The sequence below is a fragment of the Nonomuraea sp. NEAU-A123 genome, assembly GCF_018603905.1.
GTDB lineage: Bacteria > Actinomycetota > Actinomycetes > Streptosporangiales > Streptosporangiaceae > Nonomuraea.
Window position 1 is genome coordinate 66,895 of record NZ_JAHFZZ010000004.1, and the last position, 13,373, is coordinate 80,267.

At 69.1% G+C, this 13,373-nt stretch carries 12 protein-coding genes; 7 read left to right on the forward strand and 5 right to left on the reverse strand.

Features of this window, described 5'->3' with window-relative positions:
- Positions 1-6: 6 nt before the first annotated feature.
- Entirely contained in the window at positions 7-1,143 is a 1,137-nt protein-coding gene (locus tag KLK06_RS12555; RefSeq protein ID WP_308168218.1) for an aminotransferase class I/II-fold pyridoxal phosphate-dependent enzyme, read from the reverse strand.
- 122 nt (positions 1,144-1,265) lie between these two features.
- Between KLK06_RS12555 and KLK06_RS12560 the strand changes: the two genes are divergently transcribed.
- Together KLK06_RS12560 and KLK06_RS12565 are read left to right on the forward strand one after the other, a co-directional pair.
- Entirely contained in the window at positions 1,266-1,922 is a 657-nt protein-coding gene (locus KLK06_RS12560; RefSeq protein ID WP_214635594.1) for an SPASM domain-containing protein, read from the forward strand.
- Between the two features lie 32 nt (positions 1,923-1,954).
- Positions 1,955-3,094 (forward strand): methyltransferase domain-containing protein, encoded by a 1,140-nt coding sequence (locus tag KLK06_RS12565; RefSeq protein ID WP_214635595.1) that lies wholly within the window; start codon positions 1,955-1,957, stop codon positions 3,092-3,094.
- A gap of 275 nt (positions 3,095-3,369) precedes the next feature.
- On the opposite strand, the gene KLK06_RS12570 is transcribed toward KLK06_RS12565, so the two are convergent.
- Together KLK06_RS12570 and KLK06_RS12575 are read right to left on the reverse strand one after the other, a co-directional pair.
- Positions 3,370-4,143 carry an SDR family NAD(P)-dependent oxidoreductase gene (locus KLK06_RS12570; protein ID WP_214635596.1) on the reverse strand — a complete coding sequence of 258 codons (774 nt, stop codon included), beginning with the start codon at positions 4,141-4,143 and terminating at the stop codon, positions 3,370-3,372.
- Positions 4,144-4,347: 204 nt separating this feature from the next.
- The gene (locus tag KLK06_RS12575) at positions 4,348-5,838 is read right to left on the reverse strand and encodes an FAD-dependent monooxygenase (protein ID WP_214635597.1); all 1,491 of its coding nucleotides are present in this window, start codon (positions 5,836-5,838) and stop codon (positions 4,348-4,350) included.
- Positions 5,839-5,885: 47 nt separating this feature from the next.
- Between KLK06_RS12575 and KLK06_RS12580 the strand changes: the two genes are divergently transcribed.
- Positions 5,886-6,410: a PadR family transcriptional regulator gene (locus KLK06_RS12580; RefSeq protein WP_214635598.1), complete on the forward strand. Its 525-nt coding sequence runs from the start codon at positions 5,886-5,888 to the stop codon at positions 6,408-6,410.
- Positions 6,411-6,601: 191 nt separating this feature from the next.
- On the opposite strand, the gene lexA is transcribed toward KLK06_RS12580, so the two are convergent.
- On the reverse strand, positions 6,602-7,309 hold the full coding sequence (gene lexA / locus KLK06_RS12585) for a transcriptional repressor LexA (RefSeq protein ID WP_214635599.1): 708 nt from the start codon (positions 7,307-7,309) through the stop codon (positions 6,602-6,604).
- A gap of 28 nt (positions 7,310-7,337) precedes the next feature.
- Positions 7,338-7,592: a hypothetical protein gene (locus KLK06_RS12590; protein WP_214635600.1), complete on the reverse strand. Its 255-nt coding sequence runs from the start codon at positions 7,590-7,592 to the stop codon at positions 7,338-7,340.
- Between the two features lie 1,258 nt (positions 7,593-8,850).
- On the opposite strand from KLK06_RS12590, the gene KLK06_RS12595 reads away from it, so the two are divergent.
- From KLK06_RS12595 to KLK06_RS12610, 4 genes are all read left to right on the forward strand, one after another.
- A complete protein-coding gene (locus tag KLK06_RS12595) occupies positions 8,851-9,108 on the forward strand; it encodes a hypothetical protein (protein ID WP_214635601.1) in 258 nt (85 codons plus the stop codon).
- Positions 9,105-9,275: a LysM peptidoglycan-binding domain-containing protein gene (locus KLK06_RS12600; protein ID WP_214635602.1), complete on the forward strand. Its 171-nt coding sequence runs from the start codon at positions 9,105-9,107 to the stop codon at positions 9,273-9,275. The genes KLK06_RS12595 and KLK06_RS12600 overlap by 4 nt, the downstream gene beginning before the upstream one ends.
- Positions 9,276-10,039: 764 nt before the next feature.
- A complete protein-coding gene (gene nrdR, locus KLK06_RS12605) occupies positions 10,040-10,495 on the forward strand; it encodes a transcriptional regulator NrdR (RefSeq protein ID WP_214636146.1) in 456 nt (151 codons plus the stop codon).
- The gene (locus tag KLK06_RS12610; RefSeq protein ID WP_214635603.1) at positions 10,492-13,314 is read left to right on the forward strand and encodes a vitamin B12-dependent ribonucleotide reductase; all 2,823 of its coding nucleotides are present in this window, start codon (positions 10,492-10,494) and stop codon (positions 13,312-13,314) included. The genes nrdR and KLK06_RS12610 overlap by 4 nt, the downstream gene beginning before the upstream one ends.
- The last annotated feature ends 59 nt before the right edge of the window (positions 13,315-13,373 follow it).

A 13,373-nucleotide genomic window follows, 5' to 3' on the forward strand; every position in this document is an offset into this window, starting at 1 on the left:
CCTGGACTACCGCCCCGCGGCCTGGCTTCCGCTGGTCTCCGCCTGTGCGATGCGGTCGAGGATCTCGGTCAGGATGGGCTCGGTGGTGGCGAAGTTCAGGCGTACGGAGTGCGCGCCGCCGGGCCCGAACGTGGCGCCGTCGCTCAGCATGACCTTGGCGTCGCGTTCGAGCATCTCCGGTACGCCTGGGCGGCCGTAGTCGAGCCAGGCCAGATAGGTGGCCTCTGGGATGCGGTACCCGACTCCCTCGGGGAGGCGGTCGGCGATCATCCTGCGGTTCCGGTCGAGCAGGGCACGGGTCTCCTGAAGCCAGGCGTCACCGTGCCGCCAGGCCGCCACCGTCGCCTCCACGCCGAACAGGTTGGCTGAGCCGTACAAGAAGGGCGGCTGCGCGCCGAGCACCTTACGCAGCTCCGGCGAGCCGATGTGGGCGACCGAGCAGCGGATGCCGCCGAGGTTGAACGCCTTGGTCGCGGAGGTGAGCGTGACGGTCCGCTCGGGCAGGATGGTGGCGAACGGGATGTGCTGGTGCGGGGCATACGTGAGGTCGGCGTGGATCTCGTCGGCGATGACCAGGAGATCGTGGCGTTCGGCATGCTCGGCCAGCTCGGTCAGCTCCTCGCGGGTGAAGACCCGGCCTGTGGGGTTGTGCGGATTGACCAGCAGCAGCACCTTGCACCTGGACAGATCAGGCACCTCGAACCGCCACGAATCCCCATCGGCGCTCAGCTGCAGCGGGTGCAGCGGCCGATCCATGCTCTCCAGCGTGCCGAGAAACGGGGGATAGGCCGGAGTGTGCACGGCCACACCGTCGCCCGGGCGGGTCCATACGTGGAGGAGCACCTGGAGCGCCTGATTGATGTCGGTATAACTGCGCACATGCTCGAGATCCGGCCGCCAGCCGTACCGGCTCTCCATCCGCTCCACGAACGCCTCGGCCAGGGGGCCGCTGTGGGGGCTGTCCAGCCAGGTGGGGTAGCCGAGGTCGCCGTGGGCTCGGCGCTGGAGGGCGTCGATGACCTCTGGGGCGGTGGGGAGGTCCATGTCGGCTATCCAGGCGGGGATGACGCCGGGGGCGGCTTTGGCCCACTTGAACCCGTCATGTGTTGCCTTGAGGTCTTCTGCCCGTTTTATGTCGGTCACGCGGTCATTCTAGAAACCCCCTCAGTTCCTGCCCTCCCCTCACGAACGCTTTCAGGTGACCAATGCCGTCCGTATGCTGCTGTAGGTGGCTTCAGCCGAGCAAGAAATCACCTTCCGCACCCTTGACGGCCTCCACCTTGCCGGAACAGTCGTCGTGGGAGCTGTACGCCAAGCCTCGCGTCACGCTGGCGACCAGCTACTACAGCGACGTGGCGGAGCTGCACGACAGGGTCACCCGTCAGCCCAGGTCCCACACGCGGACTCGGGCGGCGATCGTCAAGGCTTTGGAATGTGGCATCCCGCTCAAGGTCGCGATCGTTGAGACGTTCGAGGGCCAGCGCGCCTACGAGGCGCACGCCGAGATGATGGCCCTCGGCGTCCCGAACCTCGCCCCGGTCGATCGGATGCGTGGCATCGGCCGAGCCACCGAGGGGACGGGCATCGAGGCGACCTGCGCCGAACTGTGCGGCCAGTGCGGCAACGGCCGCGCCGCCGTCAATCCGGACGGGGACGTCACCATGTGCGTCATGTCGCGGTTCCTGCCCCCGGCCGGGAACGTGCGCGACACCCCGCTCGGCGAGATCCTCAACGGCCCGGCCTGGAACGCTCTGCTCCCGCTGGTGCCCCGACTCGGCGACAAACCGCCCTGCGCGCCGATATCGGAGTGCCCGCCAGCGAACGACGGCAACGACTGCCCGCCCGCCTCTACAGAGTGCGAGGGCAACGCACTGCTCCTGCCCATCCCCGCCGTCAACCTCCGCAAGGCAGGAAACCAGTGAACGACCCGAACCCGGCGAGTGAATACTTGCTCATGGACTCCTGGAAGGACCACGCCCGCCAGCTCGCCGCCGCGGTGGCCCCGCCCGGGTCGCGGTGGCGCGCCCTGGTCGCCAACACCCAACGTCACCCGTTCGTTCCCCGTTGGTGGGCGAAGACGCCCGAGGGCTGGAAAGTGCGCATCGGCGACGGCGACCACGATCGGTGGCTGGCCGCCGCATACCGCGATTGGACCCTCGTCACCCGAGTGGGCGACGTCCACGTTGACCACGCCAGGCCCGACGCTCTCCTGCAAGGGTCCCCGACGTCGTCGAGCACGCTGCCCGGCTTGCTCGTGCAGATGTTCCGGCACGCCTCGATCGACAACCGGTCCATCGTCCTGGACGTGGGCACCGGCACCGGCTACGGCACGGCTCTTCTGTGCGCTCGGCTCGGCCACCCGAGGGTCACGGCGATCGACGTGGACCCGTATCTCACCGCGGCCGCCGAGAAGCGGCTGGACGAGATCGGCTACCGGCCGCAACTCCTCACCGCGGACGCCACGGCGGGCCCGCTGCCCGGGGAGTGGGACCGGATCATCGCCACCGTGGCGGTCAAACCGATCCCGCACTGCTGGCTGGCCGTGTTGAAGCCGGGCGGCCGGCTGGTGACCACGATCACCGGCACGAGCCTGATCATCACGGCTGACAAGCAGGAGGACGGAGGCGCAGCCGGCAGGGTCGAGTGGGACCGTGCCGGGTTCATGCGTGCCCGGCACGGCAACGACTATCCGGCCCGTAACTGGGACTCCCTTGAGCACGCCCGCACCGAGGAGGGTGAGCAGGTCGAATCCAGCCCCTTCCCGGTGATGGACGTGGTCAACGCGTGGGATGTCAGTACGATGCTGGCACTCATCGCGCCCGGCATCGAGCACCGCTTCATCACCTGCGACGACAGCAGCGACCGCGTCGCGCTCATGGCTCATGAGGATGGGTCGTGGGCTCGCGCCGAGGAGCGAGACGGCAAGGTGACCGTCCACCAGGGCGGGAAGCGCCGCCTCTACGGCTTCCTGGACCAGGTGCGCGATCACTGGCTGACCTACGGGGAACTGCCGATCCGCGGCGCGCAGGCGGCCATCAGCCCTGAGGGGGTGATCACGCTCACGCGCGGCCGGTGGACCGCCACCATCCGATAGACCCTTCCCCGACTGCGGGCCAAGTCCCCGTGACGGCCCGCAGCCACCCGCCCCGGCAGGGCCCGGTTCGGCCACTTGATCCGTTGTGTGTTGCCTTGAGGTCTTCTGCCCGCTTTATGTCGGTCGCGCGGTCATTCTAGAAACCACCTTTGGTTTTGCCAGCCCATCCCCGGGACGCCGGAGCTGGTAGGCGGGCGCGGGCCGGCCTTTGAGCGCGTTCCGCGAGTCTCAACCGCATGTCGGCGGTGATCACGGCGGCGGTCACGTGGGGACGGTCACGCGCGAGGGGCGATCGGGCCGAGGTAGGTGCCGCCCGAGGCGTCGATGGTCTGGCCGGTTATCCACCGGCCTTGCGGTCCCGCCAGGAAGCCGATGACGTCGGCGACGTCCTCGGGCTCGCCGAGCCGGCCGAGCGCGGTGATCGCCTCCAGCCCGGCGACCACCTCGGGGATGGAGGTGAAGCCCGCGGTCAGGTCGGTCCGCACCGCGCCGGGCGCGACCGTGTTCACCGTGATACCTCGCCCGCCGAGCTCGTTGGCCAGTGACGGAGCCATCGACTCCAGCGCCGCCTTGCTCACGGTGTAGCCGATCTGCGTGGAGACCGCGAACCGGCTGGCCGTCGAGCCCATGTTGATGATGCGGCCGCCGTCGTTCAGCAGCGGCAGCGCGCACTGGATCACGAAGAACGGTGTGGCGACGTTGATCGCGAGCAGCCTGCCGAACTCCTCCGGAGTGACCTGTGAGATCGGGTTGCCCGAGCCGATGCCCGCGTTGTTGACCAGGATGTCCAGCCCGCGTCCCGCCAGCCCCGCGGTCAAGCCCTCGAACAGCCGGTCCACCGCGCCCTCGTCACCGAACCGGGCCTGCACGGTGAACGCCCGGCCGCCTGCCTCCTCGATCCGCGCCACAGTCTCCTTGGCCGCCCCCTCGTCGCTGCCGTAGTGGACGGCGACCAGCGCGCCCTCGGCGGCCAGTCGCAGCGCCACCGCCCGGCCGATGCCACGCGAACCGCCCGTCACCAACGCCGTCTTGCCTGCCAGAACGTCCATCTCTGCTCCTCGCTCAGTGGCCGGGCCCTCGGTGGACCCGGCGATGGCTCAACAGTGATGGCGGTGGCTCACCGTAGGCTCACCGACCGCTCACCGGCTGAGGAGTTCGCCAGTGTTCCCACTGCTGGTCTTGCTGGTAACTAGCAGCAGCGTTTGCCGGTCGTGGGCCGATCGGGCCGAGCAGTAGCACCACCCAGAGACTCGTTAGAGCCGCTTGAGGTAGCCCGGCAGCACGCCCGGAGTGTCGGCCATGAGTCCGATGTAGCCGTCGGGGCGGATCAGCACGGTCGTGCCCGTGCGCCCGCCGTACATGCGGTGCAGGTGCCCGGTCGTGTCGACCAGTCCGGCCCGGCCCGGGTGGACGACGGTGTAGGCGCGGACCCGGGGATCGGCGAGGTCGGGGACGACGCCGAAGGTCAGGGCGGTGAAGTGCGGGCCGCGGAGCAACTCGGACAGGCGGTGTTCGCCCCCATCGAGCATGACGGGGGCGTCGGGGGCCACGTCTCCGGCCCGGACACGGCCGTGGCGGCCGGTGAGGTGCCGGGTCAGCGGGCCGGTGCGGTAGACGGGATGGTCGTTGCGAGTACGGCGCTGCTGGCGAGCCATGACGGACTTCAAGATCAGCCGTACCAGCGGGCGGACGACGCGCGGCGGGACCATGCCCTTCAGCCGGCGGTCGCTGTCGGCCAGGATCTCCCGGGCGACCGGCAGCCGCTCGGCCTCGTAGGTGTCCAGCAGCTCGGCTCTGGCCGCGCTCTGGATGACCAGGGCGAGCTTCCAGCCGAGGTTGTAGGCGTCCTGGATGCCGGTGTTCATGCCGTGGCCGCCGAAGGGGCTGTGCACATGGGCGGCGTCTCCGGCAAGCAGTACCTGGCCCACCCGGTAGCGTTCGACCATCCGCAGGTTGTAGCGCCAGGTCGACAGCCAGGTCGGGTCGGACGCCTGGAGGTCGGCACGGCCGGTCCTGGTCGTGAGCGCGCGGCGCACGGTGTCGAGGTCGCCTTCATCACCGGGCTCCAGCGAAGTGACGACCTGCCAAGTGTCGGCATGCGGGATGGGTCGGGCGGCCAGCATGTGGCCGTCGGCGGTCACCCATAGGTGGGTGCCGCTGGCGCGGTCCAAGCCCTCGATGCGCAGGTCGGCGATGAGCGCGCGCATATCCTCGGTCGTGGAGCCGGAGAAGGGCAGGCCGAGGGTGTGCCGGACCAGGCTGCGACCGCCGTCGGCGGCGACCAGGTAGCGCGCCCGGACACGCTCGCCGTCCTCCAGCGTCGCGGTCACGCCTGCGTCGTCGGCGTCGAATTCGATCAGCCGCCGCCCGAACTCCACCTTGCCGCCGAGCTCGGCGAGCCGGTCGCGCAGGATCGACTCCGTGCGCCACTGAGGCAGCGCCACGGTGTTCGGGTACGGGCGCGAGGGGTCGGCGGAGGCGGGCGGCAGGCGCAGGTCGAAGAGGTGGTCGGTGCCGAGGTGGAAGCGGAGCCAGCCGCGGGTGTCGCCCGCCGCCAGGATGCGGTCGGCGACGCCGAGATCGTCCAGCGCCTCCAGGGTGCGCGGCTTGAGGGTGAAGCCGCGTGAGCCAGCCGCGGGCGTCGTGGCTTGCTCGATGATGCGGCAGGCGACCCTTCGGCGGGCCAGGTCACAGGCGAGGGTCAGGCCGGTCGGTCCCGCACCCACGATCAGCACGTCCGTCATGACGCCAACATTAGGACCTATCCATCTGTACATGTCAAGATAGGGATATGTCACTGCGTTACGCCTTGCTCGGCTTGCTGGAGGACGGGCCCGCCAGCGGCTACGCCCTCAACGTCCGCTTCGAGCGCTCGCTGCAGCGCTACACCTGGACGGCACGACAGAGCCACATCTACCCCGAACTCAAGCGCCTGGCGGAGGAGGGCCTCATCGCCATCGCCGAGGAGGGGGCCCGCGGCAGCCGTACCTATGCGATCACCGACGCGGGCCGCGAGGAGCTGCGCGCCTGGCTGCTGTCACCGCCCAAGCCGCGCGCCGTCCGCGACGAGCATGGGCTGCGCATGTGCCTGCTGTCCGCCCTGCATCCGCCGGAGGCGAGCGAGCTCGTGCGGGGACATCTGGAGGCGGCCGAGCAGATGGTGGCCGAGCTCAAAGCCGTCGCCAAGGCCGCCGACGCCGGTGAGCACCCGCGCGGCCGCCTGCGCTTCGGCCGGCTCGCGCTGCAGTACGGGATCTTCCAGTACGAGGCGCAGCGTGAGTGGGCCCGATGGGCTCTGGAGCAGTTGGAAAGCTGAGGACCTGCTGGAGGTTGTGCTTGGAGATCGCACGTCGCGAGCTTCCCGGGGCGGAAGTTGCAGCCTCCTGACATAGACATAGGGCATGGCAGGAGTGTTGCTCTCCTGCCATGCCCACGGGACGTGCGTACGTTGCTGACGGCGTATGGCAGGCCCGTCACCCTGCCGTACGCCCGAAATGTCCGCAGGTGCTAGAGGCGGCGGAGGACCGCCACGACCTTGCCCAGGACGCTGGCCTCGTCGCCGGGGATCGGGTCGTAGTTGGAGTTGTGCGGCACCAGCCAGACGTGGCCGTCCTTGCGCTTGAACGTCTTTACCGTGGCCTCGCCATCGATCATGGCGGCCACGATGTCGCCGCTCTCCGCGACCGGCTGCTGGCGAACGACGACCCAGTCGCCGTCGGCGATGGCGGCCTCGATCATCGAGTCACCCGCGACCTGCAGGAGGAAGAGGGTGCCTTCGCCCACCAGCTGCTTGGGCAGGGCGAAGACGTCTTCGACGCTCTCCTCGGCGAGGATCGGACCACCGGCGGCGATCCGGCCGACCAGTGGCACGTAGGCGGCCGTGGGCCTGTTCACCGGAGGGTCGGTCTCGCTGGCGTCGGGGTCGACCCAGAGCACCGGCTCGCCGGGCAGGCGCACCTCGAGCGCGCGCGGCCGGTGAGGGTCACGTCTCAGGTAGCCCTTGCGCTGCAACGCCGTCAACTGGTGCGACACGCTGGACGTGCTGGTCAGTTGTACGGCCTCGCCGATTTCGCGCATGGACGGTGGGTATCCGCGCTGTTGGACCGAGTCGCGAATCACCTCGAGGATCTTGCGTTGCCTGGGCGTCAGGCCCAGAGAGTCACGCCGACGCACCGCGAGGTCACTGACCCCGTTGGCGTCATCCCGATCGCTCATGATCTGCCTCCTCGCCCGGCGGCCCGCCTCACCGGCGAATCTCCCGGTCCGTGGTCTTCGTGTCGCACACAGCGACCGTATCGCTGTTGAAGATCATCTTCAAACAATTGTTCGAGTCTTCCTCGAAATTGTTGGCAGCGTGGTGTACAACATCGTACGGGAGTTCGATCGACACCGTGTTCGATTTGCCGATCTTTATTGGGTCTTTTTTTCGGGCCGGGACGGCTGGGAGGTCAAACATGCGAGCGACCACCATCACAGATGCCACCAGCGAAGACGTCAAGCGCCTCACCCTCCTGGCAGACGCCACCCGGCGACCGGCGCCCCGGGCCGGAAACGCGGATGAGGAGCGGGGGGACGGCCGTCGGGGTGGCGATTCCGTTGACCGGCCGGGGTTCGAACGTACGAACGTCAATGACCACTCCAGCGATCGGGAGTCGGGGCCTGCCGGTCTTCGGTCCCCGGGTCGGGGATCCGCCGCAGGTGTGGGGCTGTCAGGTCCAGGGCCCACTAGTTCTGGGTCCGCCGGTGCGGCGCTGTCAGGTCTCGGGCCCACCAGTTCGGGACCCGCCAGTTCGGGACCCGCCAGTTCGGGGTCCGCTGGTTCGGGGTCCGTCGGTCCTGGGCCCGCTCGTCTGAGATCCGCTGGCCCGGAGTCGGCTGGCCCGGAGTCGGCTGGTCCGGGGTCCGCTGGCCTGGGGTCCGCTGGCCCGGGATCCGCAGGTCCGGGGTCCGCTGGCCTGGGGTCCGCTGGCCTGGGATCCGTCGGTCCAGGGTCTGCAGGTCTGAGAGCCGCTGGCCCGGGGGGTGAAGGTCGGCTCGGGGGCGAGGGTGGTGCCCGTTCCGGGACTGGGGATGGGGGGCGTCTCCGGGGTGGGGGCGGGCGTCTTCGGGAGGGTGGAGACGGAGGTCGTTCCGGCAGAGAGGGCGGGGGACGCCCTGAACGTGGGGGCGGAGGTCATTCCGAATACGGCAGCGGAGGCCGTCCCAGGGGAGGCGGCGCGCGTGCCGGGGGCGGATCGGCCGGAGGCGGGCCTGTCCGCCCCCGGGCTGCGGCGCAGGGTAGGCCGCTCCTACGGCTCGTGCCCGCGCCGCGCCCTGACGCCGACGACACGCCACCGCCGGGCGAAGGTGTACGGCCTACGGGCGCAACCGAACGCTCAGCGAATCCCGGGCATTCAGCGAATCCCGGGCATTCAGCGGATCCCGGGCATTCAGCGGATCCCGGGCGTTCGGCGGAACTTGGCCGTTCGGCGGAGCCTGGCCGTTCGGCAGGCCCCGGACGCTCAATGGGGGCTAGGCGATCGGCGGAGGCCGGGAACTCGTCGCTTCGTGTGCGGGACAGCCATGCGGAGGCGCGGACGCGTGGAGGAGTGGAGGACCCGTCCCGTGGGGCGGCGGGCGGTTCCGAGGGGCGGTCGCGTGGGGCGAGCGGCCAGAACGATGCGCGGTCTCGGGGTGCTGGTGGGCGTGTCGGAGGTCGGAGTCGTGAAGGGGCCGGGCGTTCCGGTGGTCCCTTCGCCGGTGGTGGGGCCCGTGAGGTGCAGGGCTCGTACGGCCGCCGCCCCCGACGCAAGGGCGGCCTGCCCGCGGATCGGACCCGGCTGTCCAGGAGGCGGGCCGGTGTTCCGCGGCGAGGACGGCGCAATCCTCCCGTACGGCTCACGCGGCGGGGGCGGGCCGTGCTGGTGATGGCCATGGCTCTGCTGTCCCTGGGCGGCTTCTGGCTCGGCACCCGCGCGGTCAGTCTGGCGAACGTGGCGCCCGCCGTACCGAGTCACGCGGGTTGCCCTGGGTGACCGTCCACGAGGGAGACACGCTCTGGACGATCGCCGACGCGGTGGCGCCCGATGAGAATGACCCCGGAGCGGTCGTGACTGAGATCAAGCGTCTGAACGGCCTGCCCGACTCGCTCATCCGCCCCGGCACCCGCCTGTACGTCCCGAGCGACCGCGCCCTGCCATAAGCCGGGAAACGAGTGCTGAGCGACAAACACGGACCGAAGGCTACTTACCTGGGCAGAAGGCCGCTTCGGCTACCTGCCTGATGGGCGGGTCGACGGTGGACGGTCTGCGCGACCGCCACCGTGGTGGACACGGTCAGCTGACGACGGCTGTCGGTGGAGGCGGACGTCGGGTCGAAGTCGGGGTTGCCGCCCCGCGATCGCCCGCGCCTTGGGCCCGCCGCCGCCCCGGGTAGTAGCCGCGACCTGAAATCGCTCGCTCTGCCAAGTCGGCGGGACACCATCCGCAAGGCCGTACACGATGACGTCTCCCGAGTGCTGCGTCCCCGCCGGCAGCGCACCCCCGAGGCACCGCGCCGTGCCGGCCCGAAATCGGTCCGTCCCCAACCGAAACCTCGGAGACGAGTGCGGACAGCTGTGCCGTACGAGATGCCTGTGAGCTGTGTTCACCCACGTGAGACCGGCGAACCAAGGTGACGCACGAGCCCAGGAACACGCCCTCCCAGCCCGGTGTTGACGACGACACGCCCGGACCGGACTAAGGTGACTGCGCTGATCAGCGACTTCGGCGAGAAGGCCGCGCCCAACTTGCGTTCATGGTCGCTCGCTTCTACGGTTGGACCACAACATCTAGTAGTTACACCGATGTAGTTCACCACAAATTGTGTTTCTGTGACCGCACCATGGCGAGCCGTGGTGCGTGCGCGAGCGTACGCGGACGAGTGCTTTACGCCTGTGGTGACCACGTGGTCGAGGAGGGCGAAAGCGTGCATTGTCCGTTCTGTCGTCATCCCGACACGAGGGTCATCGACAGCCGCTCGACAGAGGACGGCGCGGCCATTCGGCGCCGCCGTACCTGTCCGGAATGCGGGCGCCGATTCACCACGCAGGAGACCGTACTGCTGATGGTGAGCAAGCGCAGTGGAGTGACGGAGCCGTTCTCGCGCGACAAGGTCGTCGCGGGCGTGCGACGGGCCTGCCAGGGCAGGCCGGTGAGCGAAGATTCGCTGGCCCAGTTGGGGCAGCGTGTCGAGGAGGCCATCCGGGCCAAGGGTGCCGCCGAGCTCCCCTCCAACGAGGTGGGGCTGGCGATCCTGGGCCCGTTGCGGGAGTTGGACGAGGTGGCCTACCTACGGTTCGCATCGGTATATCGCGGTTTCGAGAGCCTGGCGGACTTCGAGGCCGAGATCGAACAGTTGAAGGCGGAGAAGGGGGAGTCATGACGGAGACGGCCAGCGGTTCAGTCACGCGCGGAGGTAAGCGTCCGCGCAAGGGGCTCAAGATGAAGCGGATCTTCACTAAGCCTGGTGTGCACCCATATGACGACATCAAGTGGGAGCGCCGCGACGTCGTCATGACCAATTGGCGCGACGGCTCGATCAACTTCGAGCAGCGGGGCGTCGAGTTCCCCGAGTTCTGGTCGGTCAACGCCGCCAACATCGTCACGACCAAATACTTCCGCGGCGCCGTGGGCACACCGCAGCGCGAGTGGAGCCTCAAGCAGCTGGTCGACCGGGTCGTCGGCGTCTACACGAAGACCGCGGTCGAGCACGGCTACTTCGCCACCGACGAGGACGCCGAGATCTTCGACCATGAGTTGAAGCACGCGCTGACGCACCAGGTGTTCGCGTTCAACTCGCCGGTGTGGTTCAACGTGGGCACCGCGAGCCCGCAGCAAGTGAGCGCCTGCTTCATCTTGGCCGTGGACGACACGATGGAGTCGATCCTCGACTGGTACAAGGAAGAGGGTGTGATCTTCAAGGGCGGTTCGGGCTCGGGGGTCAACCTCTCCCGCATCCGCTCCTCGAAGGAGCTCCTCTCCAGCGGCGGCACTGCCAGCGGCCCGGTCTCGTTCATGCGCGGCGCCGACGCGAGCGCGGGCACCATCAAGTCCGGCGGCGCCACCCGCCGGGCGGCCAAGATGGTCGTGCTCGACGTCGACCACCCCGACATCGTGGAGTTCGTGGAGACCAAGGCCCGCGAAGAGGACAAGGTCCGCGCGCTGCGCGACGCCGGGTTCGACATGGACCTGGGTGGCAAGGACATCGTCTCGGTCCAATACCAGAACGCCAACAACTCGGTGCGCGTCTCCGAGGAGTTCATGCACGCGGTGGAGAAGGGTGACGACTTCGCCCTGCGCGGCCGCCTGACCGGCGAGGTGATCGAGAAGATCGACGCGCGGGACCTGTTCCGCAAGATGGCCAAGGCCGCCTGGGAGTGCGCCGACCCCGGCGTCCAGTACGACGACACGATCAACGACTGGCACACCACCCCCGAGACCGGGCGCATCACCGCCAGCAACCCGTGCAGCGAGTACGTCCACCTCGACAACTCCTCCTGCAACCTGGCCAGCATCAACCTGCTGAAGTTCCTGAAGGACGATGACACCTTCGACGTCGCCAACTTCGTCAAGCTGACCGAGCTGATCATCACGGCCATGGACGTGTCGATCACGTTCGCCGACTTCCCGACCGAGAAGATCGGGGAGACCACCCGCGCCTACCGCCAGCTCGGCATCGGCTACGCGAACCTGGGCGCGCTGCTCATGGCCACCGGCCACGCGTACGACTCCGACGGCGGCCGCGCGGTCGCCGGGGCGATCACGTCGCTGATGACCGGTGTGTCCTACCGGCGCAGCGCCGAGCTGGCCGGGGTCGTCGGCCCGTACGACGGCTATGCCCGCAACGCCGAGCCGCACAAGCGGATCATGCGCAAGCACGCCGCCGCCAACGACGACCTGCGCACGGTCGGCTCGACGGACGCCAAGATCCACGCCGAGGCGTCCCGCCAGTGGTCGGAGTGCCTCAAGCTCGGCGAGAAGTTCGGCTACCGCAACGCCCAGGCCAGCCTGCTCGCGCCCACGGGCACCATCGGCCTGATGATGGACTGCGACACCACCGGCATCGAGCCGGACCTGGCGCTGGTCAAGTTCAAGAAGCTCGTCGGCGGCGGCTCCATGCAGATCGTCAACCAGACGATCCCGCGCGCGCTCCGGCAGCTCAACTACCAGCAGGAGCAGATCGAGGCCATCGTCGAGTACATCGCCGAGCACGGCCACGTCGTCGACGCCCCCGGCCTGCGCAGGGAGCACTACTCGGTGTTCGACTGCGCGATGGGCGAGCGGGCCATCGCCCCGATGGGCCACGTCCGCATGATGGCCGCCGCGCAGCCGTTCCTGTCGGGCGCGATCTCCAAGACGGTCAACCTGCCGGAGTCGGCCACGATCGACGACATCGAGCAGGTCTACCTGGAGGGCTGGAAGCTCGGCCTCAAGGCGCTGGCGGTCTACCGCGACAACTGCAAGGTCGGCCAGCCGCTGTCCGCCGGCGGCAGCAAGAAGGACGCCGAGCGGATCGACAAGGCGGCCGAGGTCGCCGAGCCGGAGGTCCGGGTCATCGAGGTCAACCGGCCCACCAGGCGCCGGATGCCCAACCAGCGGCCGAGCATGACCACCCGCTTCACGGTCGGCGGCGCCAAGGGCTACATGACCGCCTCGTCCTACCCCGACGACGGGCTCGGCGAGGTCTTCCTGAAGATGTCCAAGCAGGGTTCGACGCTGGCGGGCGTCATGGACGCCTTCTCGGTGGCGATCTCGATAGGACTCCAGTACGGCGTGCCGCTCGAGACGTACATGAGCAAGTTCGTCAACATGCGCTTCGAGCCCGCCGGGATGACGGACGACCCCGACATCCGGATGGCCACCTCGGTGATGGACTACATCTTCCGCCGCCTGGCTCTCGACCACCTGCCCTACGACGAGCGGGCGGCGCTGGGCATCTTCTCGGCGGCTGAGCGCGCCGCGCAGCAGCGCGGCGAGGACCCGGCCGCGCAGCAGGAGACGGTCGACCGTGAGGCGCTGGCCCAGTCGGCGCCGATCGAGGCGAAGACCGAGCAGGAGCCGGTGAGTGAGCAGTTCACGCTGGAGAGCCACCAGCGCATCACCGCCGACGCGCCGCTCTGCATGACCTGCGGCACCAAGATGCGCCCGGCGGGCAGCTGCTACGTCTGTGAGGGCTGCGGCTCCACCAGCGGCTGCAGCTAGTCCCAGGCTCCTCAAGGAATAGTTCCAGGCTCCTTGAGGGCGTGAAACAGCAGATCAGC